Raw genomic sequence first — 25,327 nt, 5'->3', positions numbered from 1 at the left:
TCGCGATGGTCGTGAGAGCGCCGCGGGGTATCAGGCTTCCAGCGTCATCGTTGACGACCATCGCCAGCAAGCTGGCTCCTACAAACAAACTTCAAGGCCGGAGATAACGGATATGTCCCTACGCACCCTGCTCACCACGCTGCTGCTGACCTGCAGTTTTTCGGTCATGGCAGCCACCGAGATCGTGCCGTTGAACTACCACACCAGCGCCGACATGCTGCCAATGGCGCAGGATTTTATCGGCAAGGACGGCCAGGTCAGCGCCTACGGCAACCAACTGATCGTCAATGCCGATCAGCGCAAGATCGACGAACTTAAAGCGCTTATCGCCCAACTCGACACTCAGCCCAAGCGCCTGCTGATCACCGTCGACACCAACGAAAACAACTTCCAGGGCGATCAGGGTTATTCGGTGAACGGCGCCAAACCCAGCCAGACCCGAATCATCAATCGCAGCACCGAAAGCCGTGACGGCGGCATTCAGCAAGTCCAGGCCAGCGAAGGCACACCGGCGCTGATCCAGGTCGGCCAGAGCGTGCCGCTGACCAGCACGCAGATCGATTCGTATGGCGATCCCCGCAGCCAGACCGAATACCGCAACGTCACCCAGGGTTTCTATGTCACCGCCAGCGTCACCGGCGACATCGTTCACCTGTCGATCAGTACCAACCGTGACCGCATGAGCCAGGAACGTCCCGATGTAGTGAACGTGCAAAGCACCGACACAACCGTCACCGGCCGCCTCGGCGAATGGATCACCCTCGCCGGTGTGAATCACCAGACTCAGGCCGACAAACAGGGCATGACCCGCAGCTACTCGACTCAGGGCCGGGATGACATGACCCTGCGGGTGAAAGTCGATACTTTGGACTAAACCACCAAAAACTGACTGATTAGTCGTATTAGACCAAAGATGTAGTGCCATAAAAAAAGCACTACAAAACGTTTGACGAGCCAAAAAAGCGAAGGCATGATGGCCTCGCTCCCGCTAATCAGGGGCCCTGGCAAGGGCCTTCGAGGCGATGCTCGCACCTACCCCGCGAGCCGTTTCGTGTCTGTACCGCCCACAAGGTGTGTTTGACGAGGTTGCCGACTGGAACGAAGTTGTCCCGAGGGACGGAAGCGTATTTAGGTAACCCGGCATCACACTGAAGTTCGTATAAAGGCCCACGACGCCCGAATGCGCTCGCCAGTCCGCCCTTACCTGCTCACTTCCCCTCGAGCCCATCGTTCATCCCGTCGCCAACCCCGCCGAATTCGACTTGACCGCCTAAGCTTCTGGTCTGCGAGCGCATGAATTTTCCACCGCAGAACAACTTTCCGTAAAAGACGCGACGAGGTTTATCTCCATGGCACTGACACGCGAACAGCAAATTGCAGCCCTCGAAAAAGACTGGGCTGAAAACCCACGCTGGAAAGGCGTGACACGCGCTTACTCCGCTGCTGACGTCGTCCGCCTGCGTGGCTCGGTTCAACCTGAGCACACCTTTGCAAAACTCGGCGCCGAGAAGCTCTGGAACCTGGTCACCCAGGGCGCCAAGCCGTCCTTCCGTCCTGAGAAAGATTTCGTCAACTGCATGGGCGCCCTGACCGGCGGCCAGGCTGTACAACAAGTCAAAGCCGGCATCCAGGCGATCTACCTGTCGGGCTGGCAGGTTGCTGCGGACAACAACTCCGCCGAATCGATGTACCCGGACCAGTCGCTGTACCCGGTGGACTCGGTTCCAACCGTGGTCAAGCGCATCAACAACTCGTTCCGTCGTGCTGACCAGATCCAATGGAAAGCCGGCAAGGGCCCGGGCGACGAAGGTTACATCGACTACTTCGCACCAATCGTGGCTGACGCCGAAGCCGGTTTCGGCGGCGTACTGAACGCTTACGAGCTGATGAAGAGCATGATCGAAGCAGGCGCCGCCGGCGTTCACTTCGAAGACCAACTGGCTTCCGTGAAAAAATGCGGCCACATGGGCGGCAAGGTACTGGTTCCTACCCAGGAAGCCGTACAGAAGCTGACCGCTGCCCGTCTGGCGGCTGACGTTGCCGGTACTCCGACCATCATCCTGGCACGTACCGACGCTAACGCGGCCGACCTGCTGACTTCCGACTGCGACCCGTACGACCAGCCATTCGTGACTGGCGAACGTACCCAGGAAGGCTTCTACAAAGTGCGCGCCGGCCTGGACCAGGCAATCGCTCGCGGCCTGGCTTACGCTCCGTACGCCGACCTGATCTGGTGCGAAACCGCCAAGCCGGACCTGGACGAAGCCCGTCGCTTCGCTGAAGCGATCAAGAAGGAATACCCGGACCAACTGCTGTCGTACAACTGCTCGCCTTCCTTCAACTGGAAGAAAAACCTGGACGACGCGACCATCGCCAAGTTCCAGCGCGAACTGTCCGCCATGGGTTACAAGCACCAGTTCATCACCCTGGCCGGCATTCACAACATGTGGCACAGCATGTTCAACCTGGCGCACGACTACGCCCGCAACGACATGACTGCCTACGTGAAGCTGCAAGAGCAGGAATTCGCCGACGCCGCCAAGGGTTACACCTTCGTGGCTCACCAGCAGGAAGTGGGCACCGGCTACTTCGACGACATGACCACCGTGATCCAGGGCGGTTCGTCGTCGGTTACCGCACTGACCGGTTCGACTGAAGAAGAACAGTTCCACTGATCTGCTTCGCCTGAACGAACGGCCGTTGCGGACCGAATAAAAAGCTAACCGCAATGCCGCACATCTGACGCCCCGACTGGTTCGGGGCGTTTTTTTTGCGTTCATTTTTTACACGATACGGCCCCTGTAGGAGCGAGCGGTGCGGCGATCCGACTTGCCCGCGAAGAATGCGCCGCCGTGCTTCTGGCATACCGCGTCATCGTTCTTCGCGGGCAAGCCTCGCTCCTACAGAGGGTGGGGACGGGGGGTGATTCAGGAAAAATCCTTGATCCAGCGCAGTTTCACGATCAGAAAAACAGGGTAAAACGGTGCCGCCCGCTACTTGCAGTAACGCGCATATAAGACAACTTTCCACCCACCTACCCGTTAAACAGTTTGAAAACCGCTTCAAACAATATTGATTATCATTTAGCTAAAACTATGTTCGTTACATTCCCTACAAAACATAATTGATGAAAAGCCTGCTAATGCCCGCAACGCATGGGCTGCGGGACTTTGGAGGTGCGCTATGTCCTTATTCCTATAAATAATTTCGCTATAGGAATTTTACTTGCACGGTGTTGTGCCATAAAATCAGCGGGATTGATTGCTGCGACATATCGTCACTGCTTTGTTTCTTTTTCAAGCTCAGAGACCTTTGCTCTCTGTTAAGGATTACCAGCATGCCCGAAGCGACAGGACTCATGGCCCACAACTGGGGCTTTGCCATTTTCCTTCTGGGCGTCGTCGGCCTTTGCGCCTTCATGCTCGGCGTCTCCAGCCTCCTCGGGTCAAAAGCCTGGGGCCGCAGCAAAAACGAACCGTTCGAGTCCGGCATGCTACCTACAGGTGGCGCCCGCTTGCGGCTCTCAGCCAAATTCTATCTGGTCGCGATGCTCTTCGTGATCTTCGATATCGAAGCCCTTTTTCTCTTTGCCTGGTCTGTGTCCGTCCGCGAAAGCGGCTGGACCGGATTCGTCGAAGCTCTCGTTTTCATAGCAATTCTGTTGGCAGGCCTTGTCTACCTATTCCGAGTGGGCGCCCTTGACTGGGCTCCGGAAGCTCGTCGTAAGCGGCAAGCGAAGCTGAAACAATGAGGCTTTGGCAATGCAATACAATCTCACCAGGATCGACCCCGATGCTCCTAACGAGCAGTATCCGATTGGCGAACGGGAAACCGTTTCCGATCCGTTAGAAGATCAAGTCCACAAAAACATCTTCATGGGCAAGCTCGAAGACGTGCTTAACGGCACGATCAACTGGGGGCGCAAGAACTCCCTGTGGCCGTATAACTTCGGCCTTTCGTGCTGCTACGTGGAAATGACCACCGCCTTCACGGCGCCCCACGACATCGCGCGCTTTGGCGCCGAGGTTATCCGGGCATCGCCGCGTCAGGCGGATTTCATGGTTATCGCCGGTACCTGCTTCATCAAGATGGCGCCGATCATTCAGCGTCTCTACGAGCAAATGCTCGAACCTAAATGGGTCATCTCCATGGGTTCGTGCGCCAACTCCGGTGGCATGTACGACATCTACTCAGTCGTTCAAGGGGTGGACAAGTTCCTGCCCGTGGACGTCTACGTGCCTGGCTGCCCGCCTCGTCCTGAAGCTTTTCTGCAAGGCTTGATGCTCTTGCAGGAGTCGATTGGACAGGAGCGTCGTCCGCTTTCCTGGGTCGTTGGCGATCAAGGCGTGTATCGCGCCGAGATGCCTTCCGAGAAGGACAAGCGCCGCGAACAGCGAATCGCAGTCACCAACCTGCGCAGCCCCGACGAAGTCTGATCCAGATCTGCTTCTTATATAGAACGAGACACTGGCTTCATTCTTTACGTTGACCGAAAGCGATAAATAACCATGACTACAGGCAGTGCTCTGTACATCCCGCCTTACAAGGCAGACGACCAGGATGTGGTCGTCGAACTGAATAACCGTTTTGGCCCCGAGGCGTTCACCGCCCAGCCTACCCGCACCGGCATGCCGGTGCTTTGGGTTGCCCGCGCCAAACTCGTCGAAGTGATGACCTTCCTGCGCAACCTGCCCAAGCCGTACGTCATGCTCTATGACCTGCACGGCGTGGACGAGCGTCTGCGCACCAAGCGTCAAGGGCTGCCAAGCGGCGCCGACTTCACCGTGTTCTATCACCTGATGTCGATCGAACGTAATAGTGACGTGATGATCAAGGTCGCCTTGTCCGAGAGCGACCTCAGCGTGCCGACCGTCACCGGGATCTGGCCGAACGCCAACTGGTACGAGCGTGAAGTGTGGGACATGTACGGCATCGACTTTGCCGGCCACCCACACCTGACCCGCATCATGATGCCGCCGACCTGGGAAGGTCACCCGCTGCGCAAGGACTTCCCGGCCCGTGCCACCGAGTTCGACCCGTTCACCCTGAACCTGGCCAAGCAACAGCTTGAGGAAGAAGCCGCGCGCTTCAAGCCTGAAGACTGGGGCATGAAGCGTTCCGGTGCGAACGAGGACTACATGTTCCTCAACCTCGGTCCCAACCACCCTTCCGCGCACGGTGCGTTCCGCATCATCCTGCAGCTGGACGGTGAAGAGATCGTCGACTGCGTGCCTGACGTCGGCTACCACCACCGTGGTGCCGAGAAGATGGCCGAGCGTCAGTCCTGGCACAGCTTCATCCCGTACACCGACCGTATCGACTACCTCGGCGGCGTGATGAACAACCTGCCGTACGTGCTCTCGGTCGAGAAGCTGGCCGGCATCAAGGTGCCCGAGAAGGTCGACGTCATCCGCATCATGATGGCCGAGTTCTTCCGGATCACCAGCCACCTGCTGTTCCTGGGTACCTACATCCAGGACGTCGGCGCCATGACCCCGGTGTTCTTCACCTTCACCGACCGCCAGAAGGCGTACACGGTGATCGAAGCCATTACCGGTTTCCGTCTGCACCCGGCCTGGTACCGCATCGGTGGCGTCGCCCACGACCTGCCGCGCGGCTGGGAAAAGCTGGTGAAAGACTTCGTCGAGTGGATGCCAAAGCGTCTGGACGAATACCAGAAAGCCGCCCTGGACAACAGCATCCTGCGTGGCCGGACCATCGGCGTCGCTGCCTACAACACCAAAGAGGCCCTCGAATGGGGCGTCACCGGTGCAGGCCTGCGTTCGACCGGTTGCGACTTCGACCTGCGTAAAGCGCGTCCATACTCGGGCTACGAGAACTTCGAATTCGAAGTGCCGCTGGCCGCCAATGGCGATGCCTACGACCGTTGCATCGTGCGCGTCGAAGAAATGCGCCAGAGCATCAAGATCATCGACCAGTGCATGCGCAACATGCCGGAAGGCCCGTACAAGGCGGATCACCCGCTGACCACGCCGCCGCCGAAAGAGCGCACGCTGCAGCACATCGAGACCCTGATCACGCACTTCCTGCAAGTTTCGTGGGGCCCGGTCATGCCGGCCAACGAATCCTTCCAGATGATCGAAGCGACCAAGGGCATCAACAGTTATTACCTGACGAGCGATGGCGGCACCATGAGCTACCGCACCCGGATTCGCACCCCAAGCTTCCCGCACCTGCAGCAGATCCCTTCGGTGATCAAAGGCAGCATGGTCGCGGACTTGATTGCGTACCTGGGTAGTATCGATTTCGTTATGGCCGACGTGGACCGCTAAGCATGAACAGCACGCTTATCCAGACAGACCGTTTCACCTTGAGTGAAACCGAGCGCTCGGCCATCGAGCACGAGCTGCATCACTACGAAGACCCGCGCGCGGCGTCGATCGAAGCCCTGAAGATCGTCCAGAAGGAACGTGGCTGGGTGCCTGACGGCGCCCTGTACGCGATCGGCGAGATCCTCGGCATCCCGGCGAGCGACGTTGAAGGCGTGGCGACTTTCTATAGCCAGATCTTCCGTCAACCAGTCGGTCGCCACATCATTCGCGTCTGCGACAGCATGGTCTGCTACATCGGCGGCCATGAATCGGTAGTCAGCGAGATCCAGAGCAAACTCGGCATCGGCCTGGGCCAGACCACCGCCGACGGTCGTTTCACCCTGCTGCCGGTCTGCTGCCTCGGCAACTGCGACAAGGCGCCGGCGTTGATGATCGACGACGACACTTTCGGTGATGTGCAGCCTGCCGGCGTTGCCAAATTGCTCGAGGGCTACGTATGACCCTGACTTCCTTCGGTCCTGCCAACCGCATCAAGCGTTCGGCCGAGACTCACCCGCTGACCTGGCGTCTGCGTGACGACGGCGAAGCTGTCTGGCTCGACGAGTACCAGGCCAAGAACGGTTACGCGGCTGCGCGCAAAGCCTTCGCCGACATGGCTCAGGACGACATCGTCCAGACCGTGAAAGACGCCGGCCTGAAAGGTCGCGGCGGTGCAGGCTTCCCCACGGGCGTGAAGTGGGGCCTGATGCCGAAAGACGAATCCATCAACATCCGCTACCTGCTGTGCAACGCGGATGAAATGGAGCCGAACACCTGGAAAGACCGCATGCTGATGGAGCAACTGCCCCATCTGCTGATCGAAGGCATGCTGATCAGTGCCCGCGCGCTGAAAACCTACCGTGGCTACATCTTCCTGCGTGGCGAATACACCACCGCCGCCAAGCACCTCAACCGTGCCGTGGAAGAAGCCAAGGCAGCTGGCCTTTTGGGCAAGAACATCCTGGGCAGCGGCTTCGATTTCGAGCTGTTCGTCCACACCGGCGCCGGGCGTTACATCTGCGGTGAAGAAACCGCACTGATCAACTCCCTCGAAGGCCGCCGCGCCAACCCACGCTCCAAGCCGCCCTTCCCTGCCGCCGTTGGCGTGTGGGGCAAGCCGACTTGCGTGAACAACGTTGAAACCCTGTGCAACGTCCCGGCGATCATTGCCGATGGCGTGGACTGGTACAAATCGTTGGCGCGCGAAGGCAGTGAAGACATGGGCACCAAGCTCATGGGCTTCTCCGGCAAGGTCAAGAACCCGGGCCTGTGGGAATTGCCATTCGGCGTCACCGGTCGCGAGTTGTTCGAAGACTACGCCGGCGGCATGCGCGACGGTTACAAGCTCAAGGCCTGGCAGCCAGGCGGCGCCGGTACCGGTTTCCTGTTGCCTGAACACCTGGACGCACAAATGTACGCCGGCGGCATCGCCAAAGTGGGCACCCGTATGGGTACCGGCCTGGCCATGGCGGTGGACGACAGCGTCAACATGGTTTCGCTGCTGCGCAACATGGAGCAGTTCTTCGCCCGCGAATCCTGTGGTTTCTGCACCCCTTGCCGCGATGGCTTGCCATGGAGCGTCAAGCTGCTGATGGCCATCGAGAATGGCGAAGGCCAGCCAGGCGACATCGAGACCCTGCTGGGTCTGGTCGGTTTCCTCGGCCCAGGCAAGACCTTCTGTGCTCACGCACCGGGTGCCGTGGAGCCGTTGGGCAGCGCAATCAAATACTTCCGCCATGAGTTCGAAGCCGGCATCGCGCCTGTCAGCGCCGTCGTCCCGCCTCTGGCAAGGCCGATCGTAGTCGGCGCTTAACGCTTAAAAAAGGCGAACGGTCCGTGCCGTTCGCCTTCTCGTGTGATGACGCCTTAAACGGCTGTGTTGATTCACGCGAATAACAAGATTCCATTAGCCACGCCCGCTGACACCGGGCCAACGAAGAACTTTGAACCATGGCCACTATCCACGTAGACGGCAAAGAGCTCGAAGTCGATGGGGCAGACAACCTGTTACAGGCATGTCTGTCGCTAGGCCTCGATATCCCTTATTTCTGCTGGCACCCTGCCCTTGGCAGCGTTGGCGCTTGCCGCCAGTGCGCGGTCAAGCAGTACACCGACGAGAACGACACCCGCGGTCGCATCGTCATGTCCTGCATGACCCCTGCCACCGACGGCACCTGGATCTCCATCGAAGATGAAGAGTCCAAGGCCTTCCGCGCCAGTGTTGTTGAATGGCTGATGACCAACCACCCGCACGACTGCCCGGTCTGCGAGGAAGGCGGTCACTGCCACCTGCAAGACATGACCGTGATGACCGGCCACAACGAGCGCCGCTATCGCTTCACCAAGCGTACCCACCAGAACCAGCAACTGGGCCCGTTCATTTCCCACGAAATGAACCGCTGCATCGCTTGCTACCGCTGCGTGCGCTTCTATAAGGATTACGCTGGCGGCACCGACCTTGGTGTGTTCGGCGCCCACGACAACGTGTACTTCGGTCGCGTTGAAGACGGCGTACTGGAAAGCGAATTCTCCGGCAACCTCACCGAGGTCTGCCCGACCGGTGTGTTCACCGACAAGACTCACTCCGAGCGCTACAACCGCAAGTGGGACATGCAGTTCTCGCCGAGCATCTGCCATGGCTGCTCCAGCGGTTGCAACATCTCCCCGGGCGAGCGTTACGGCGAACTGCGTCGGATCGAAAACCGCTTCAACGGTTCGGTCAACCAGTACTTCCTGTGCGACCGTGGCCGTTTCGGCTATGGCTACGTCAACCGCGAAGACCGCCCGCGTCAGCCATTGCTGGCCAACGGCGCCAAGCTGAGCCTCGACGAAGCGCTGGATAAAGCGGCTGACCTGCTGCGCGGTCGCAACATCGTCGGTATCGGTTCGCCGCGTGCCAGCCTCGAAAGCAACTTCGCGTTGCGCGAACTGGTCGGCGCCGAGCACTTCTACTCCGGTATCGAAGCCGCCGAGCTGGAACGCATTCGTCTGGTCATGCAGGTGCTCAAAGACAGCCCGCTGCCGATCCCGAACATGCGCGACATCGAAGACCACGACGCCATCTTCGTCCTCGGCGAAGACCTGACCCAGACCGCTGCCCGTATGGCGCTGTCCCTGCGTCAATCGGTCAAGGGCAAGGCCGAAGACATGGCCGACGGCATGCGCGTTCAGCCTTGGCTCGACGCTGCGGTGAAGAACATCGGTCAGCACGAACTGAACCCGCTGTTCATCGCCAGCCTGGCTGAAACCAAGCTCGACGACATCGCCGAAGAGTGCGTTCACGCCGCTCCCGACGATCTGGCCCGCATCGGTTTCGCCGTGGCTCACGCCCTCGACGCCAGCGCCCCAGCGGTTGAAGGCCTCGACGCCGAAGCCCTCGAACTGGCCAAGCGCATTGCCGACGCCCTGCTCGCCGCCAAGCGTCCGTTGATCATTGCCGGTACCTCGCTGGGTTCCAAAGCATTGATCGAAGCCGCCGCGAACATCGCCAAAGCCCTGAAGCTGCGCGAGAAGAACGGTTCCATCAGCCTGATCGTGCCAGAGGCCAACAGCCTCGGCCTGGCCATGCTCGGTGGTGAATCGGTCGACGCCGCGCTGCAAGCGGTGATCGATGGCAAGGCCGACGCCATCGTCGTGCTGGAAAACGATCTGTACACCCGTACCGACAAAGCCCGTGTCGATGCCGCCCTGACCGCCGCGAAAGTGGTGATCGTTGCCGACCACCAGAAAACCGCCACCAGCGATCGCGCGCACCTGGTTCTGCCAGCCGCCAGCTTCGCTGAAGGCGACGGTACGCTGGTCAGCCAGGAAGGCCGCGCCCAGCGCTTCTTCCAGGTCTTCGATCCGAAGTACATGGACGCGAGCATCCTGGTTCACGAAGGCTGGCGCTGGCTGCATGCCCTGCGCGCGACCTTGCTGAACCAGCCGATCGACTGGACCCAACTGGACCACGTCACCGCTGCCGTCGCTGCAAGCACGCCGCAACTGAACCGCATCGTCGATGCCGCACCGTCCGCCTCGTTCCGCATCAAGGGCATGAAGCTTGCCCGCGAACCGCTGCGTTACTCGGGTCGTACCGCCATGCGCGCTGACATCAACGTGCACGAACCGCGTACCCCGCAAGACAAGGACACCGCGTTCGCCTTCTCCATGGAAGGTTACTCGGGCTCGGCCGAACCGCGTCAGCAAGTGCCTTTCGCCTGGTCTCCGGGCTGGAACTCGCCGCAAGCCTGGAACAAGTTCCAGGACGAAGTCGGTGGTCACATCCGCGCTGGCGACCCGGGCACCCGCCTGATCGAAAGCACCGGTGACTCGCTGAACTGGTTCTCGGCTGTTCCGCGCGCCTTCAACCCGGCGCCGGGCACCTGGCAGGTCGTGCCGTTCTTCCACCTGCTCGGCAGCGAAGAGAACTCTTCGAAAGCCGCACCGGTTCAGGAACGCATCCCGGCCGCCTACGTCGCTTTGGCCAAGTCCGAAGCCGACCGTCTGGGTGTCAATGACGGTGCCCTGCTGAGCTTGAACGTTGCTGGCCAGACCCTGCGTCTGCCGCTGCGCATCAACGAAGAGCTGGGTGCTGGCCTGGTCGCATTGCCGGCCGGTATCGCGGGCATTCCGCCAGCGATCTTTGGCAAATCCGTTGACGGTCTGCAGGAGGCAGCTCAATGACCTGGTTCACGCCTGAAGTGATTGACGTGATCATCGCGGTCCTCAAGGCCATCGTGATCCTGCTCGCCGTGGTGGTGTGCGGCGCGCTGCTGAGCTGGGTCGAGCGTCGTCTGCTCGCCCTCTGGCAGGACCGTTACGGTCCGAACCGCGTCGGCCCGTTCGGCGCGTTCCAGATCGCGGCCGACATGATCAAGATGTTCTTCAAGGAAGACTGGACCCCGCCGTTCGCCGACAAGATGATCTTCACCCTGGCACCGGTCGTGGCCATGAGCGCCCTGCTGATTGCCTTCGCGATCATCCCGATCACCCCGACCTGGGGCGTGGCGGACATCAACATCGGCATCCTGTTCTTCTTCGCCATGGCCGGTCTGTCGGTCTACGCGGTGCTGTTCGCCGGCTGGTCGAGTAACAACAAGTTCGCCCTGCTGGGCAGCTTGCGGGCCTCGGCACAGACCGTGTCGTACGAAGTGTTCATGGGCCTGTCGCTGATGGGCATCGTGATCCAGGTCGGCTCGTTCAACATGCGCGACATCGTTGAATATCAAGCGCAGAACCTGTGGTTCATCATTCCGCAGATCTTCGGTTTCCTGACCTTCTTCATCGCCGGCGTCGCCGTGACTCACCGTCACCCGTTCGACCAGCCGGAAGCGGAGCAGGAACTGGCTGACGGTTACCACATTGAATACGCCGGCATGAAATGGGGCATGTTCTTCGTCGGCGAGTACATCGGCATCGTGTTGATTTCGGCGCTGCTGGTGACCTTGTTCTTCGGTGGCTGGCACGGTCCGTTCAACATTCTGCCGCAGATCCCGTTCATCTGGTTTGCGCTGAAAACCGCGTTCTTCATCATGATCTTCATCCTGTTGCGCGCCTCGATTCCGCGCCCACGGTATGACCAAGTGATGGACTTCAGCTGGAAGTTCTGCCTGCCGCTGACCCTCGTCAACATGCTGGTGACCGCTGCGATCGTGTTGCTCAACACGCCCGCCGTCGCGGCTCAGTGAGGATAGAGAATCATGAAGTACATATTTGACATCGTGCATGGCTTCTTCACCCAGCTTCGCAGCCTGGTGATGATTTTCGGCCACGCCTTCCGCAAGCGCGACACGCTGCAGTACCCGGAAGAACCGGTCTACCTGCCGCCGCGCTACCGTGGCCGTATCGTCCTGACCCGCGACCCTGATGGCGAAGAGCGTTGTGTAGCCTGCAACCTGTGCGCCGTGGCGTGCCCGGTCGGGTGCATCTCGCTGCAGAAAGCTGAAACCGAAGACGGTCGCTGGTACCCGGACTTCTTCCGCATAAACTTCTCGCGCTGCATTTTCTGCGGCCTCTGCGAGGAAGCCTGCCCGACCACCGCGATCCAGCTGACACCGGATTTCGAGATGGCCGAGTTCAAACGTCAGGACCTGGTTTACGAGAAAGAAGATCTGCTGATCTCCGGCCCCGGCAAAAACCCTGATTACAACTTCTATCGTGTTGCAGGTATGGCGATTGCCGGGAAGCCGAAAGGCTCCGCGCAGAATGAAGCCGAACCGATCAACGTGAAGAGCTTGCTGCCTTAAGGAAGAAAGATGGAATTCGCTTTCTATTTCGCATCGGGTATCGCTGTGGTGTCCACGCTTCGCGTGATCACCCACACCAACCCTGTGCACGCCCTGCTCTACCTGATCATTTCGCTGATCGCCGTGGCCATGACGTTCTTCGCCCTCGGCGCACCGTTTGCCGGTGTTCTGGAAGTGATCGCCTACGCTGGCGCCATCATGGTGCTGTTCGTGTTCGTGGTGATGATGCTGAACCTGGGCCCGGCCTCGGTTCAGCAAGAGCGCGTCTGGCTCAAGCCCGGCATCTGGCTCGGCCCGGTGATTCTCGGCGCCCTGCTGCTGGCTGAACTGCTGTACGTGCTGTTCTCCCACCAGAGCGGCCAGGCCGTCGGCCACACCACCGTAGACGCCAAGGCCGTGGGCATCAGCCTTTTCGGTCCGTACCTGCTGGTGGTCGAACTCGCCTCGATGCTGCTGCTCGCCGCAGCCGTGACGGCGTTCCACTTGGGCCGTAACGAAGCCAAGGAGCAATGACGATGCCTGCTATCCCTTTGGAGCATGGTCTGGCGGTCGCCGGCATCCTGTTCTGCCTCGGTCTGGTCGGCCTGATGGTCCGCCGCAACATTCTCTTCGTGCTGATGAGCCTGGAGGTCATGATGAATGCCTCCGCTTTGGCGTTCATCGTTGCCGGTAGCCGCTGGGCGCAGCCGGATGGACAGATCATGTTCATCCTGGTGATCAGCCTGGCAGCCGCCGAGGCCAGTATTGGCCTGGCGATCCTGCTGCAACTGTATCGCCGCTTCCACACGCTCGATATCGACGCTGCCAGTGAGATGCGCGGATGAATCTTCTCTATCTGACTTTCGTGTTCCCTCTCATAGGTTTCCTGCTGCTGTCGTTCTCCCGTGGACGCCTCTCGGAAAACCTGTCGGCGCTGATCGGCGTCGGTTCCATCGGCCTGTCTGCCATCGTCACCGCTTACGTGATCTGGCAGTTCAACGTCGCGCCACCTGAAGGCGGTCACTACACCCAGGTGTTGTGGCAGTGGATGGCGGTGGAAGGCTTCACGCCGAACTTCGCGCTGTACCTGGATGGTCTGTCCCTGACCATGCTCGGTGTCGTGGTCGGTGTCGGCTTCCTGATCCACCTGTTCGCGTCCTGGTACATGCGCGGTGAAGCCGGTTACTCGCGCTTCTTCGCCTACACCAACCTGTTTATCGCCAGCATGCTGTTCCTGGTCCTGGGCGATAACCTGTTGTTCCTGTACTTCGGCTGGGAAGGCGTGGGCCTGTGCTCGTACCTGTTGATCGGTTTCTACTACAGCAACCGCAACAACGGTAACGCGGCACTCAAAGCCTTTATCGTGACCCGCATCGGCGACGTGTTCATGGCCATCGGCCTGTTCATCCTGTTCGCCCAACTGGGCACGCTGAACGTCCAGGAACTGCTGGTGCTGGCACCACAGAAATTCCAGGCCGGCGACTTCTGGATGGTCATGGCCACCCTGATGCTGCTGGGTGGCGCTGTCGGTAAATCCGCGCAACTGCCACTGCAAACCTGGCTGGCGGATGCGATGGCCGGTCCTACCCCGGTTTCGGCACTGATCCACGCCGCGACCATGGTGACCGCCGGTGTCTACCTGATCGCCCGTACCCACGGCCTGTTCACCCTGGCGCCGGAAATTCTGCATCTGGTAGGCATCGTCGGCGGCGTGACCCTGGTACTCGCCGGTTTCGCGGCACTGGTTCAGACCGACATCAAACGTATCCTCGCCTATTCGACCATGAGCCAGATCGGCTACATGTTCCTGGCGCTGGGCGTTGGCGCCTGGGATGGCGCGATCTTCCACCTGATGACCCACGCCTTCTTCAAGGCGCTGCTGTTCCTTGCGTCCGGTGCGGTGATCGTTGCCTGCCACCACGAGCAGAACATCTTCAAAATGGGCGGCCTGTGGAAGAAACTGCCACTGGCCTACGCCAGCTTCATCGTCGGCGGCGCGGCCCTGGCGGCCCTGCCACTGGTGACCGCAGGCTTCTACTCCAAGGACGAAATCCTGTGGGAAGCGTTTGCCAGCGGCAACCAGGGTCTGCTGTACGCAGGTCTGGTCGGCGCATTCATGACCTCGCTGTACACCTTCCGCCTGATCTTCATCGCGTTCCACGGTGAAGTGAAGACCGAAGCGCACGCCGGTCACGGCATCGCTCACTGGCTGCCACTGTCGGTGCTGATCGTATTGTCCACCGCCATTGGCGCGATGATCGTTCCGCCGCTGCACGGTGTGCTGCCGGAAAGCGTCGGCCACGCCGGCGGCGAAGCCAAGCACAGTCTGGAAATCGCCTCGGGCGCCATCGCCCTGGCCGGTATCCTGCTGGCCGCGTTGCTGTTCCTCGGCAAGCGTCGTTTCGTTACTGCAATCGCCAACAGCGGCATCGGCCGCTTCCTTTCGGCCTGGTGGTTCGCTGCCTGGGGCTTCGACTGGATCTACGACAAACTGTTCGTCAAGCCATACCTGGCGATCAGCCATGTACTGCGCAAAGACCCGCTCGACCAGACCATCGGTCTGATCCCGCGTATGGCCAAAGGCGGTCACACCGCCCTGAGCCGTACCGAAACCGGTCAACTGCGTTGGTACGCGGCATCGATGGCAGCCGGCTCCGTGCTGGTCATCGGCGCCATCGTGCTGGTAGCGGTCTGAATATGAACCTTGCGAACTTGCGAAAGGAATTGAGCCCGTCATGATTCTGCCTTGGCTAATCCTGATCCCCTTCATCGGCGGCCTGCTGTGCTGGATGGGTGAGCGCTTCGGCGCCACCCTCCCCCGCTGGATTGCGCTGATCACCATGTCCCTGTTGCTTTCCCTCGGCCTCTGGCTGTGGGCCACCGGTGACTATTCTTTTGCCCCGGCGCCTGGCGCCGACCCGACCTGGGCGCTTGAGTTCAAGCACATCTGGATCGAACGCTTCGGCATCAGCGTGCACCTGGCCCTCGACGGCCTGTCGCTGCTGATGATCATGCTGACCGGTCTGCTGGGTGTGCTTTCGGTACTCTGCTCGTGGAAAGAGATTCAACGTCACGTTGGCTTCTTCCACTTGAACCTGATGTGGATCCTGGGCGGTGTCGTCGGCGTGTTCCTCGCCCTCGACCTGTTCATGTTCTTCTTCTTCTGGGAAATGATGCTGGTGCCGATGTACTTCCTCATCGCGCTCTGGGGTCACAGTTCTTCGGACGGCAAGAAAACCCGGATCTACGCGGCGACCAAGTTCTTCATCTTCACTCAGGCTTCCGGCCTGATCATGTTGGTGGCGATCCTGGGTCTGGTACTGGTCAACTTCAACGACACCGGCGTGATTACTTTCAACTACGCCGATCTGTTGAAAACCAAGATGTCGCTGACCACCGAGTACATCCTGATGCTCGGCTTCTTCATCGCCTTCGCGGTCAAGCTGCCAGTCGTACCGTTCCACTCCTGGTTGCCTGATGCTCACGCCCAGGCGCCGACCGCAGGTTCCGTCGACCTGGCCGGTATCTTGCTGAAAACCGCTGCGTACGGTCTGCTGCGTTTCGCCCTGCCGCTGTTCCCGAATGCGTCGGCCGAGTTTGCGCCGATCGCCATGACCCTCGGTCTGATCGGTATTTTCTACGGCGCGTTCCTGGCTTTCGCACAAACCGACATCAAGCGTCTGATTGCCTTCTCGTCCGTTTCCCACATGGGTTTCGTACTGATCGGCATCTACTCCGGCAGCCAACTGGCGCTGCAGGGCGCGGTGATGCAGATGCTGGCGCACGGTCTGTCGGCCGCGGCACTCTTTATTTTGAGTGGTCAGTTGTACGAGCGCACCCACACCCGCGACATGCGTGAAATGGGTGGCCTGTGGTCGAAGATCGCTTACCTGCCGGCCCTCAGCCTGTTCTTCGCGGCCGCGTCGCTGGGCTTGCCGGGCACCGGTAACTTTGTCGGTGAGTTCCTGATCCTGATCGGTACCTTCCCTGCTGCACCGTTGGTTACCATCATCGCGACGTCTGGCCTGGTGTTCGGTTCGGTCTACTCGCTGATCATGATCCACCGCGCGTACTTCGGTCCGGCCAAATCGGACGCGGTACTGCATGGCATGGACGGTCGCGAACTGATCATGGTGGTCGGTCTGGCGGCATTGCTGATCTACATCGGCGTGTACCCGCAACCGTTCCTCGATACCTCTGCTGCGACGATGCATGGCGTGCAGCAATGGCTCGGCACCGCCTTCACTCAACTCGCTTCGGCCCGGTAAGAGCGCTATGGAATTCACGACTCAACACTTTATCGCGCTAGCGCCGTTGTTGATCACCAGCGCCACGATCATCGTGGTGATGCTGGCGATTGCCTGGCGCCGCAACCACTCGCAGACCTTCCTGATTTCCGTGGCGGGCCTGAACCTGGCGTTGCTGTCGATCCTGCCAGCCTTGAAAGTCGCGCCATTGGCCGTGACCCCACTGCTGCAGATCGATAGCTTTGCCTGCTTGTACATGGCGCTGATCCTGGTCGCCACCCTCGCTTGTGTGACCCTCGCCCACGCCTATCTCGGCGATGGCGGTTCGGGTTACCCGGGCAACCGCGAAGAACTGTACCTGCTGATCCTGATGGCCGCCGCCGGTGGCCTGGTTCTGGTCAGCGCGCAGCACCTGGCCGGGTTGTTCATCGGTCTGGAACTGCTCTCGGTGCCGGTCTACGGTCTGGTGGCCTACGCCTTCTTCAACAAGCGTTCGCTGGAAGCCGGTATCAAGTACATGGTGCTGTCGGCCGCCGGTTCCGCGTTCCTGTTGTTCGGTATGGCCCTGCTCTACGCCGATTCCGGCAGCCTGAGCTTTGTCGGTATCGGCCAGGCCCTCGCGGCCACCGGTCTGCCAAGCTCCCTGGCGCAGATGGGCCTGGGCATGATGCTGATCGGCCTGGCGTTCAAACTGTCGCTGGTACCGTTCCACCTCTGGACCCCGGACGTTTACGAAGGTGCTCCGGCACCGGTGGCGGCGTTCCTGGCAACCGCTTCCAAAGTCGCTGTGTTCGCGGTGATGGTGCGTCTGTTCCAGATCTCGCCAGCGGCGAGCAGCGGTGTACTCAGCGACGTGCTGACCATCATCGCCATCGCCTCGATCCTGTTCGGTAACCTGCTGGCCCTGACCCAAAGCAACCTCAAGCGTCTGCTGGGTTACTCGTCCATCGCGCACTTCGGCTACCTGCTGATCGCCCTGGTGGCGAGCAAGGGTCTGGCCGTGGAAGCCATCGGCGTGTACCTGGTCACCTACGTGATCACGAGCCTCGGCGCCTTCGGCGTGATCACCCTGATGTCCTCGCCGTACAACGGCCGTGACGCGGATGCCCTGTACGAATACCGCGGCCTGTTCTGGCGCCGTCCGTACCTGACCGCCGTACTGACCGTGATGATGCTGTCCCTGGCCGGTATCCCGCTGACCGCGGGCTTCATCGGCAAGTTCTACATCATCGCCACCGGTGTCGAGTCGCACCAATGGTGGCTGGTTGGTTCCCTGGTACTGGGCAGCGCCATCGGCGTCTTCTACTACCTGCGCGTCATGGTCACTCTGTACCTGATGGAGCCAAACCTGCGTCGCCACGATGCGCAACTGCATTGGGAGCAACGTGCAGGCGGCGTGATGCTGCTGGCCATCGCCGTACTGGCGTTCTTCCTCGGGCTGTATCCGCAGCCGTTGCTGGCTCTGGTTCAGCAGGCTGGTCTGGCGGGTTGATCGCTTAGCGGTAGATCGTAGAAAACAGAAACGGCACCTTCGGGTGCCGTTTTTGCGTTTGTGGGGTTTGGTACTGATGTTTTCCCCCTCCTCTGGCGTACATATCCATTTTTGCGGTCACGGCGGCTATGGGTTTCGCCCTTACGGCGAGTCACTTGGAAGAGCCCCAAGTAACCAAGGGCTCTTGCCCCTTTCGTTCGGTGCCTCGCCATGGCTCGGCATTCCCTCGCTCCGGTCCTGCTCCGTGGGCCCGCCGCCATCGGCCATCCATGGCCGGGGGCGGCTAACCCGGCATCCATGCCGGGTTGCCCACTGCGCAGAACCTGCGCTCGGCCTCTCGAGGGGGCGCTCAGATCAAAAGCTGAAGGCGAGCTAACGCTCGGCCTGATGAGTGGTGGAAAGCAAAAGCGTACGCGATCCCCTGTAGGAGCCGGCTTGCCGGCGAAAAGCGTCTAGGCGACGCGTTCACTCAGACAGCACGCGTTATCGTTGACGTCCATCGCTGGCAAGCCAGCTCCTACAATTTCGAACCGTGTGAACCCAATCCCTTGTAGGAGCCGGCTTGCCGGCGAAAAGCGTCCGGACGACGCGTTCATTCAGACAGCACGCGTTATCGTTGACGTCTATCGCCAGCAAGCCGGCTCCTACAGGGGAACGTGTGCAACTGGGTAATCAGGTTGGCTGATACTGGATCTGACACAAACAAAAACGGCACCTTCCGGTGCCGTTCGCCTTTCTCAGTGCCGCCGTTTACTTACGCGCATCTGCCCACGATTTCAGCAGTTCGTTGTAGCTCACGGTTTCACCCTTAGGCTTTTCGTTCGCCAGTTTCGGTTTTGGTGCACCCGGTTGATCGAACCAGTATTGCGCATCGCGCTCGGGGTTCATTTTCGGGGCGCAGGTGGCTTGGGCCTTTGAGCGTTCCAGGCGGGACATGATCGCGTCCTGATCCTTGGCCAGGCCGTCGAGCGCCTGTTGCGGGGTTTTGTCGCCGCTGGCGGCTTCGGCGATGTGGCTCCACCACAGTTGCGCCAGACGCGGATAGTCCGGCACGTTGGTCCCGGTAGGGGTCCATTGCACGCGGGCCGGGCTGCGGTAGAACTCGACCAGCCCACCGAGTTTCGGTGCCAGGTCGGTCATCGCTTGCGAGTTGATGTCCGACTCGCGGATCGGTGTCAGGCCGACGATGGTTTTCTTCAGCGATACGGTTTTCGACGTCACGAATTGCGCATAGAGCCAGGCAGCCAGTTTCTGTTTCTCAGGCGTGGACTTCATGAACGTCCAGGAACCCACATCCTGATAACCCAGCTTCATGCCCTCTTCCCAATACGGACCGCGCGGCGAAGGCGCCATGCGCCATTTCGGTGTGCCATCGGCGTTCACCACGGGCAGACCCGGTTTGGTCATGTCGGCGGTGAAAGCGGTGTACCAGAAGATCTGTTGGGCGATGTTGCCCTGGGATGGCACCGGGCCAGACTCGGAGAAGGTCATGCCCGCCGCTTCCGGTGGTGCGTAGGCCTTGAGCCAGTCGACGTATTTGGTGGTGGCGAATACCGCCGCCGGGCCGTTGGTGTCGCCACCGCGAGTCACGCTGGAACCGACCGGGTGGCAGTCCTCGACGCGGATGCCCCACTCGTCCACCGGCAAACCGTTAGGCAAGCCCTTGTCGCCACCACCCGCCATGGAGAACCAGGCATCGGTGAAGCGCCAGCCCAGGGACGGGTCTTTCTTGCCGTAGTCCATGTGACCGTAGACCCGCTTGCCGTCGATTTCCTTGACGTCTTCGCTGAAGAATTTGGCGATGTCTTCATAGGCCGACCAGTTCACCGGAACGCCCAACTCGTAACCGTACTTTTCCTTGAACTTGGCTTTTAGGTCCGCACGCTCGAACCAGTCGGCGCGGAACCAATAAAGGTTGGCGAACTGTTGGTCGGGCAGTTGATAGAGCTTGCCGTCGGGCGCGGTGGTGAAGGAAAGGCCGATGAAATCCTTGAGATCCAGGGTCGGCGAAGTGAAGTTTTTACCTTCATTGGCCATCAGGTCGGTAATGGATTCGGTCTTGCCGTAACGGAAGTGCGTACCGATCAGGTCCGAGTCGTTGACCCAGCCGTCATAGATGCTCTTGTCCGACTGCATCACGGTCTGCAGCTTTTCCACCACGTCGCCTTCCTGCAGCAAATCGTGGGTCACCTTGATCCCGGTGATCTCGGTAAAAGCCTTGGCCAACACCTTGGACTCATATTCGTGAGTGGTCAGGGTTTCCGAGACGACCTTGATGTCCATCCCGCGAAACGGCTCGGCGGCCTTGATGAACCACTTCAGTTCCGCGAGCTGCTGATCCGCCGTCAGGGTGGACGGCTTGAACTCGCTGCCGACCCATTTTTTCGCAGCTTCTTCGTAGGCATCGGCCCAGGCCGAAGCGCTCAAACCGCTGAGTGCCAGCATGGCTGCCAATGAAATGCTATGTCGCAGCTTATTGTTTTTGTCGAACATAGAGACCTCCTTTTAGGGTTTCGGAGCAACATTGCCGAGCGATTCGACTAGCCCCAACGCATCACAGCCAACAGCCACACCAGGGACAACGCGAACGCTACCCAGATGCTCCAGTCGGTGACGCCGATTACCAGCAAATGCAGGTAGGCGCTGCCGAGAAGACCGATAAACAGCCGATCGCCACGGGTGGTGGCAATCGGCAAAAAACCACGCCGAAGAACGCTCGGCGAGCGTAGTTCCCACGTCGTCATGCCCACCAGAATCAGGCCAATGACGGTGAAGAACGCCGCTGTGGGGACAGTCCAACTCATCCATTCCATCATCAGTTCCTCATACTCGACCGAGGGCAAAGCCCTTGGCCACGTGGTTACGGACAAACCAGATCACCAGCATGCCCGGCAGGATGGTCAACACCCCCGCCGCCGCCAGCACGCCCCAGTCGATGCCGGACGCCGAAACGGTTCGGGTCATCACCGCCGCGATCGGCTTGGCGTTGACCGAGGTCAGCGTCCGCGCCAGCAACAATTCGACCCAGGAAAACATGAAGCAGAAGAACGCCGTCACGCCGATCCCCGAGCCAATCAGCGGTACGAAAATCTTCACGAAGAACTTGGGAAAACTGTAGCCATCAATGTAGGCGGTTTCGTCGATTTCCTTCGGAACGCCGGACATGAAGCCCTCGAGAATCCACACCGCCAACGGCACGTTGAACAGGCAATGCGCCAACGCCACGGCGATGTGGGTGTCGAACAGGCCGATCGACGAATACAGCTGGAAGAACGGCAACAGGAATACCGCCGGTGGTGCCATGCGGTTGGTCAGCAGCCAGAAGAACAGGTGCTTGTCGCCGAGGAAGCGATACCGCGAGAACGCGTACGCCGCCGGCAACGCCACGCTAAGGGAAATCAGCGTGTTCAGGCTCACGTAATACAGCGAGTTGAGGTAACCGGTGTACCAGGCCGGATCGGTGAAGATCACCTTGTAGTTGGCAAAGGTGAAATCCTGCGGAAACAGCGTCAGGCCGCTGAGGATTTCGGTGTTGCTCTTGAAGGACATGTTCAGCAGCCAGTAGATCGGCACCAGCAGGAACAGGATGTAGATCAGCAGTGGAATCAGCTTTCTCTTGCTCATGGTGGGCCTCAGCGGTTGGCGTCAGAGTGAGTCATGGCGGTGTAGAACAGCCAGGACACCAACAGGATGATCAGGAAGTACACCAGCGAGAACGCCGCCGCCGGGCCAAGGTCGAATTGGCCGATGGCCATTTGCGTCAGGGTCTGGCTGAGGAAGGTCGTGGCATTGCCCGGCCCGCCGCCCGTGAGCACGAACGGCTCGGTGTAGATCATGAAACTGTCCATGAACCGCAGCATCACTGCGATCAACAGCACGCTCTTTAGCTTGGGCAACTGGATGTGTCGGAACACCGCCCAGGCCGATGCCCGATCGATCCGCGCCGCCTGGTAGTACACGTCCGGAATCGCCCGCAACCCGGAGAAACACAACAGCGCCACCAGCGACGTCCAGTGCCAGACGTCCATCACCAGCACCGTGACCCAGGCGTCCATGGTGTTGGCCGCATAGTTATAGTTGATGCCCATCGCATTGAGGCTCGAACCGAGCAAGCCGATGTCGGCCCGGCCGAAGATCTGCCAGATGGTGCCGACCACGTTCCATGGAATCAGCAGCGGAATCGCCAGGATGATCAGCACCAGGGAAGACCAGCGGCCCTTGGTCGGCATGGTCAGGGCGATGGCGATGCCCAGCGGGATTTCGATCAGCAATACGCAGCCGGAGTAGATGAACTGACGCAGCAACGAGTCGTGCAGCCGTGGGTCGAGCAGCACCTGTTTGTACCAGTCGGCGCCGACGAAGTAGCGGCTGGACTGGTCGAAGATGTCCTGCACCGAATAGTTGACCACGGTCATCATCGGGATCACCGCACTGAACGCCACCAGCAAAAACACCGGCAGCACCAGCCACCAGGCCTTGTTGTTCTGCACCTTGTTCATGGCAGCACCTCCAGCAGGTAATCATCGGCATAGACCATCAACCATTGCGCCGGAAAGCTGATGTACGCCGTGCCCTCCGGCACCGGTTTGTCTTCGGCCAACCGCACTTTCAACGTCACGCCGTCGAGGTTCAGGGTCATGATCTTGTAGGTGCCGAGGTCTTCGACGTGTACGACCTTTGCCTGCATCGCGTCGTCAAACGGTTCCTCCCACACGTGTACGAACTCAGGTCGGATGCCAACCTTCAGGGTTTTCCATTCGGACCCGGCGATGCGTTGCAGTTGCGCCTCGGACAACGGCAAATGCGTCGAGGCAAAACCGACACCGCCGGGTTGCGGCTGCACGTCGATCAGGTTCATCCCCGGACTGCCGATGAAATAACCGACAAAGGTATGGCTCGGCCGTTCGAACAATTCCCGTGGCGTACCGAATTGCACGATCTGCCCGCCGTACATCACCGCAATCTTGTCGGCGAAGGTCGAGGCTTCGAGTTGATCGTGGGTGACGTAGACCATGGTGATGTTGAACTGCTCATGGATCTGTTTGAGCTTGCGCCGCAGCTTCCACTTCAAGTGCGGGTCGATCACCGTCAGCGGTTCATCGAAGAGGATGGCGGAGACGTCATCGCGCACCAGCCCGCGACCCATCGAGACTTTCTGTTTTTCGTCAGCGGTGAGGTTGCGCGCCTTCTTGCTCAGCAACGCCTGGAGGTCTAGGACCTCGGCAATTTCCTGCACCTTGCTGTGAATTTTCGCTTCGGCCATGCCCTGATTGCGCAGCGGAAAGGCCAGGTTATCGAACACCGTCATGGTGTCGTAGACCACCGGAAACTGGAAAACCTGAGCGATGTTGCGCTTCTCCGGGGTCAGGTCGTTGACCGCTTTGCCATCGAACAGGACATGGCCCTGGGACGGGCTGAGCAACCCGGAAATGATGTTGAGCAAGGTCGACTTGCCGCAGCCCGACGGGCCGAGCAAGGCATAGGCGCCGCCCTGCTCCCAGATGTGATCCATCTCGCGGATCGCGTAATCCTCGGGGCCGCTCGGTGTGCGCGTGTAACTGTGGGCGAGGTTCTGCAAACGGATTTCGGCCATCAGGCAACCCTCGATATACGGCGACCGGGCGCCTGGACTAGCCGCCCCTGCGCATCGAACACAAACAGTTTATGGGTCGGGATGTAGATGCGGATCGGCGCATCGACGTCGTATTCGTGAACACCGGGCAAATGCAGCACCAGCAGGAAATGCTCGTTGCGCACGTGGAGGAAGGTTTCCGAGCCGCTGATCTCGGCGACCTCGACGGTCACTGCCAGTTCGAGGTCATCGTCGTTGCTCGGCACCAGCGAGATGTGGCTCGGACGCACACCGAAGCGGAACTCGCCCTCGCCCACCGGGCGCAAATCGACGTTCAACGGGAAGTGCACGAAATTGGCGAAGCTGACTTCGTTGCCGGCGATGCGCCCGGGCATCAGGTTGATCGGCGGTTCGGAGAACAGCTCGGCGGCCAGCACCGATTGCGGCTGGTGATAGACCTCGGAGGACTTGCCGCTCTGAATCACCCGGCCTTCGTGAAGAATGGTCGTGGTGCCACCGAGCGCCAGCGCTTCGTTGGGCTCGGTGGTGGCGTAGATGGCGATGGTGTGCCGCGCCTTGAACAGCTCGCGCATTTCCTGGCGCAGTTCTTCGCGCAACTTGTAGTCGAGGTTGACCAGCGGCTCGTCGAACAGGATCAGTTCGGCGTCCTTGACCAGCGCCCGGGCCATCGCGGTGCGCTGCTGCTGACCGCCGGAGAGCTCGAGCGGATAGCGCTGGAGAAACTTCTCGATGCGCAGCATCTTCGCGGTTTCCAGCACCTTGCTCTGGATCAGCTCGTTGGACACGCCGGCCTGACGCAGCGGCGAGGCGATGTTCTCGAACACCGTCATGGTCGGGTAGTTGATGAACTGCTGATAGACCATCGACACGTTGCGCAAGCGCACCGGGCGTTGGGTGACGTCGACGCCGTTCATCAGGATGCGGCCGCTGTCGGGCTTGTCCAGGCCCGCCATCAGGCGCATGAGACTGGTTTTGCCGGACAGCGTGCGGCCAAGCAAAACGTTGAAGGATCCAGGTTCGAAACTCAGGCACGCATCGTCGATCCAGGTCTGGCCCTCGACGGTGCGGCTGACGTGCTCCAGAGTGAGTGACATGGCTCGGCCTTTTTATTATTGGAGTCAAGCGACCGGAGCAGTAGAGCGAGTTTCATGCCAGAAATTGCAACGTGTTGATCTGGCTTGGAAATCCTTGAAACAGCGGTGAAACCGCTTTCGTTGCTGAACAGAAATGAACAACGACGGCTGAACAATTGAACAATCGAACCGTTGACAATGAACAATAGTGAACAACACTCTACGGACTGTTCACGGTCCCTGTAGGAGCCAGGCTTGCCGGCGAAGGCGATTTCAAAGACGCCTTCGCCGGCAAGCCTGGCTCCTACAGGGCGCAGGCACAGAATTGCAGTACCTGTGGGAGCGAGCCTGCTCGCGATTACGGTGGGTCAGTCAATTTGATTT

At 60.0% G+C, this 25,327-nt stretch carries 21 protein-coding genes; 15 read left to right on the top strand and 6 right to left on the bottom strand.

Going from position 1 to position 25,327, the window contains the following annotated elements; genetic code table 11:
- Window positions 1-112 precede the first annotated feature (112 nt).
- The 15 genes from KGA97_RS12845 (at window position 113) to nuoN (ending at window position 18,277) form a co-directional block, all read left to right on the top strand.
- Complete coding sequence (locus KGA97_RS12845) at window positions 113-874, top strand: secretin N-terminal domain-containing protein (protein ID WP_008041242.1); 762 nt, start codon at window positions 113-115, stop codon at window positions 872-874.
- Window positions 875-1,349: 475 nt separating this feature from the next.
- Window positions 1,350-2,675: an isocitrate lyase gene (aceA, locus tag KGA97_RS12840; protein ID WP_008032724.1), complete on the top strand. Its 1,326-nt coding sequence runs from the start codon at window positions 1,350-1,352 to the stop codon at window positions 2,673-2,675.
- Between the two features lie 662 nt (window positions 2,676-3,337).
- Entirely contained in the window at window positions 3,338-3,751 is a 414-nt protein-coding gene (locus tag KGA97_RS12835; protein ID WP_003223812.1) for an NADH-quinone oxidoreductase subunit A, read from the top strand.
- 10 nt (window positions 3,752-3,761) lie between these two features.
- Window positions 3,762-4,436: a NuoB/complex I 20 kDa subunit family protein gene (locus tag KGA97_RS12830; RefSeq protein WP_008032725.1), complete on the top strand. Its 675-nt coding sequence runs from the start codon at window positions 3,762-3,764 to the stop codon at window positions 4,434-4,436.
- A 72-nt stretch (window positions 4,437-4,508) separates the two neighbouring features.
- Entirely contained in the window at window positions 4,509-6,293 is a 1,785-nt protein-coding gene (gene nuoC, locus KGA97_RS12825) for an NADH-quinone oxidoreductase subunit C/D (RefSeq protein WP_008032726.1), read from the top strand.
- A 2-nt stretch (window positions 6,294-6,295) separates the two neighbouring features.
- Window positions 6,296-6,793 (top strand): NADH-quinone oxidoreductase subunit NuoE, encoded by a 498-nt coding sequence (gene nuoE, locus KGA97_RS12820; RefSeq protein WP_008020715.1) that lies wholly within the window; start codon window positions 6,296-6,298, stop codon window positions 6,791-6,793.
- The gene (gene nuoF, locus KGA97_RS12815; RefSeq protein ID WP_008032727.1) at window positions 6,790-8,145 is read left to right on the top strand and encodes an NADH-quinone oxidoreductase subunit NuoF; all 1,356 of its coding nucleotides are present in this window, start codon (window positions 6,790-6,792) and stop codon (window positions 8,143-8,145) included. Before nuoE ends, nuoF begins: the two co-directional genes overlap by 4 nt.
- Before the next feature lie 137 nt (window positions 8,146-8,282).
- Window positions 8,283-10,997 carry an NADH-quinone oxidoreductase subunit NuoG gene (gene nuoG, locus KGA97_RS12810; RefSeq protein ID WP_223415103.1) on the top strand — a complete coding sequence of 905 codons (2,715 nt, stop codon included), beginning with the start codon at window positions 8,283-8,285 and terminating at the stop codon, window positions 10,995-10,997.
- The gene (gene nuoH, locus KGA97_RS12805) at window positions 10,994-12,001 is read left to right on the top strand and encodes an NADH-quinone oxidoreductase subunit NuoH (RefSeq protein ID WP_008032732.1); all 1,008 of its coding nucleotides are present in this window, start codon (window positions 10,994-10,996) and stop codon (window positions 11,999-12,001) included. The genes nuoG and nuoH overlap by 4 nt, the downstream gene beginning before the upstream one ends.
- Before the next feature lie 12 nt (window positions 12,002-12,013).
- Window positions 12,014-12,559 (top strand): NADH-quinone oxidoreductase subunit NuoI, encoded by a 546-nt coding sequence (gene nuoI / locus KGA97_RS12800; RefSeq protein WP_008032736.1) that lies wholly within the window; start codon window positions 12,014-12,016, stop codon window positions 12,557-12,559.
- Window positions 12,560-12,568: 9 nt separating this feature from the next.
- Complete coding sequence (gene nuoJ / locus KGA97_RS12795) at window positions 12,569-13,072, top strand: NADH-quinone oxidoreductase subunit J (protein ID WP_008032738.1); 504 nt, start codon at window positions 12,569-12,571, stop codon at window positions 13,070-13,072.
- A 2-nt stretch (window positions 13,073-13,074) separates the two neighbouring features.
- Window positions 13,075-13,383 (top strand): NADH-quinone oxidoreductase subunit NuoK, encoded by a 309-nt coding sequence (nuoK, locus tag KGA97_RS12790; RefSeq protein WP_007940879.1) that lies wholly within the window; start codon window positions 13,075-13,077, stop codon window positions 13,381-13,383.
- Window positions 13,380-15,233 (top strand): NADH-quinone oxidoreductase subunit L, encoded by a 1,854-nt coding sequence (gene nuoL / locus KGA97_RS12785; protein WP_008032743.1) that lies wholly within the window; start codon window positions 13,380-13,382, stop codon window positions 15,231-15,233. Before nuoK ends, nuoL begins: the two co-directional genes overlap by 4 nt.
- Window positions 15,234-15,273: 40 nt before the next feature.
- Complete coding sequence (nuoM, locus tag KGA97_RS12780; RefSeq protein ID WP_008032746.1) at window positions 15,274-16,806, top strand: NADH-quinone oxidoreductase subunit M; 1,533 nt, start codon at window positions 15,274-15,276, stop codon at window positions 16,804-16,806.
- A 7-nt stretch (window positions 16,807-16,813) separates the two neighbouring features.
- Window positions 16,814-18,277: an NADH-quinone oxidoreductase subunit NuoN gene (gene nuoN / locus KGA97_RS12775; RefSeq protein ID WP_008032749.1), complete on the top strand. Its 1,464-nt coding sequence runs from the start codon at window positions 16,814-16,816 to the stop codon at window positions 18,275-18,277.
- A 750-nt stretch (window positions 18,278-19,027) separates the two neighbouring features.
- Here the strand turns inward: nuoN and KGA97_RS12770 are convergent.
- From KGA97_RS12770 to KGA97_RS12745, 6 genes are read right to left on the bottom strand one after another with little or no spacing between them, the layout of a single operon-like run.
- A complete protein-coding gene (locus tag KGA97_RS12770; protein WP_192227326.1) occupies window positions 19,028-20,770 on the bottom strand; it encodes an extracellular solute-binding protein in 1,743 nt (580 codons plus the stop codon).
- A gap of 47 nt (window positions 20,771-20,817) precedes the next feature.
- Window positions 20,818-21,090, bottom strand: coding sequence for a DUF2160 domain-containing protein (locus KGA97_RS12765; protein ID WP_032829048.1), 273 nt, complete (start codon window positions 21,088-21,090; stop codon window positions 20,818-20,820).
- A gap of 10 nt (window positions 21,091-21,100) precedes the next feature.
- Entirely contained in the window at window positions 21,101-21,901 is an 801-nt protein-coding gene (locus KGA97_RS12760; protein ID WP_008032760.1) for a carbohydrate ABC transporter permease, read from the bottom strand.
- An 8-nt stretch (window positions 21,902-21,909) separates the two neighbouring features.
- Complete coding sequence (locus tag KGA97_RS12755; RefSeq protein ID WP_008032762.1) at window positions 21,910-22,776, bottom strand: carbohydrate ABC transporter permease; 867 nt, start codon at window positions 22,774-22,776, stop codon at window positions 21,910-21,912.
- Window positions 22,773-23,870, bottom strand: a complete 1,098-nt coding sequence (locus KGA97_RS12750) for an ABC transporter ATP-binding protein (protein WP_223436248.1) — start codon at window positions 23,868-23,870, stop codon at window positions 22,773-22,775. Before KGA97_RS12750 ends, KGA97_RS12755 begins: the two co-directional genes overlap by 4 nt.
- On the bottom strand, window positions 23,870-24,964 hold the full coding sequence (locus KGA97_RS12745) for an ABC transporter ATP-binding protein (protein WP_008032765.1): 1,095 nt from the start codon (window positions 24,962-24,964) through the stop codon (window positions 23,870-23,872). The genes KGA97_RS12750 and KGA97_RS12745 overlap by 1 nt, the downstream gene beginning before the upstream one ends.
- Window positions 24,965-25,327: the final 363 nt, after the last annotated feature.

Source organism: Pseudomonas sp. BF-B-15, assembly GCF_019946675.1.
Classification (GTDB): Bacteria; Pseudomonadota; Gammaproteobacteria; order Pseudomonadales; family Pseudomonadaceae; genus Aquipseudomonas; species Aquipseudomonas migulae.
Note: the sequence above shows the minus strand (reverse complement) of the source record. Positions and strands in the feature narration are given on the sequence as shown.

Coding starts and splice junctions, on each gene's coding strand:
- KGA97_RS12845 (WP_008041242.1), top strand. CDS start 113: ATGTCCCTACGCACCCTGCTCACCACGCTGCTGCTGACCTGCAGTTTT.
- aceA (WP_008032724.1), top strand. CDS start 1,350: ATGGCACTGACACGCGAACAGCAAATTGCAGCCCTCGAAAAAGACTGG.
- KGA97_RS12835 (WP_003223812.1), top strand. CDS start 3,338: ATGCCCGAAGCGACAGGACTCATGGCCCACAACTGGGGCTTTGCCATT.
- KGA97_RS12830 (WP_008032725.1), top strand. CDS start 3,762: ATGCAATACAATCTCACCAGGATCGACCCCGATGCTCCTAACGAGCAG.
- nuoC (WP_008032726.1), top strand. CDS start 4,509: ATGACTACAGGCAGTGCTCTGTACATCCCGCCTTACAAGGCAGACGAC.
- nuoE (WP_008020715.1), top strand. CDS start 6,296: ATGAACAGCACGCTTATCCAGACAGACCGTTTCACCTTGAGTGAAACC.
- nuoF (WP_008032727.1), top strand. CDS start 6,790: ATGACCCTGACTTCCTTCGGTCCTGCCAACCGCATCAAGCGTTCGGCC.
- nuoG (WP_223415103.1), top strand. CDS start 8,283: ATGGCCACTATCCACGTAGACGGCAAAGAGCTCGAAGTCGATGGGGCA.
- nuoH (WP_008032732.1), top strand. CDS start 10,994: ATGACCTGGTTCACGCCTGAAGTGATTGACGTGATCATCGCGGTCCTC.
- nuoI (WP_008032736.1), top strand. CDS start 12,014: ATGAAGTACATATTTGACATCGTGCATGGCTTCTTCACCCAGCTTCGC.
- nuoJ (WP_008032738.1), top strand. CDS start 12,569: ATGGAATTCGCTTTCTATTTCGCATCGGGTATCGCTGTGGTGTCCACG.
- nuoK (WP_007940879.1), top strand. CDS start 13,075: ATGCCTGCTATCCCTTTGGAGCATGGTCTGGCGGTCGCCGGCATCCTG.
- nuoL (WP_008032743.1), top strand. CDS start 13,380: ATGAATCTTCTCTATCTGACTTTCGTGTTCCCTCTCATAGGTTTCCTG.
- nuoM (WP_008032746.1), top strand. CDS start 15,274: ATGATTCTGCCTTGGCTAATCCTGATCCCCTTCATCGGCGGCCTGCTG.
- nuoN (WP_008032749.1), top strand. CDS start 16,814: ATGGAATTCACGACTCAACACTTTATCGCGCTAGCGCCGTTGTTGATC.
- KGA97_RS12770 (WP_192227326.1), bottom strand. CDS start 20,770: ATGTTCGACAAAAACAATAAGCTGCGACATAGCATTTCATTGGCAGCC.
- KGA97_RS12765 (WP_032829048.1), bottom strand. CDS start 21,090: ATGGAATGGATGAGTTGGACTGTCCCCACAGCGGCGTTCTTCACCGTC.
- KGA97_RS12760 (WP_008032760.1), bottom strand. CDS start 21,901: ATGAGCAAGAGAAAGCTGATTCCACTGCTGATCTACATCCTGTTCCTG.
- KGA97_RS12755 (WP_008032762.1), bottom strand. CDS start 22,776: ATGAACAAGGTGCAGAACAACAAGGCCTGGTGGCTGGTGCTGCCGGTG.
- KGA97_RS12750 (WP_223436248.1), bottom strand. CDS start 23,870: ATGGCCGAAATCCGTTTGCAGAACCTCGCCCACAGTTACACGCGCACA.
- KGA97_RS12745 (WP_008032765.1), bottom strand. CDS start 24,964: ATGTCACTCACTCTGGAGCACGTCAGCCGCACCGTCGAGGGCCAGACC.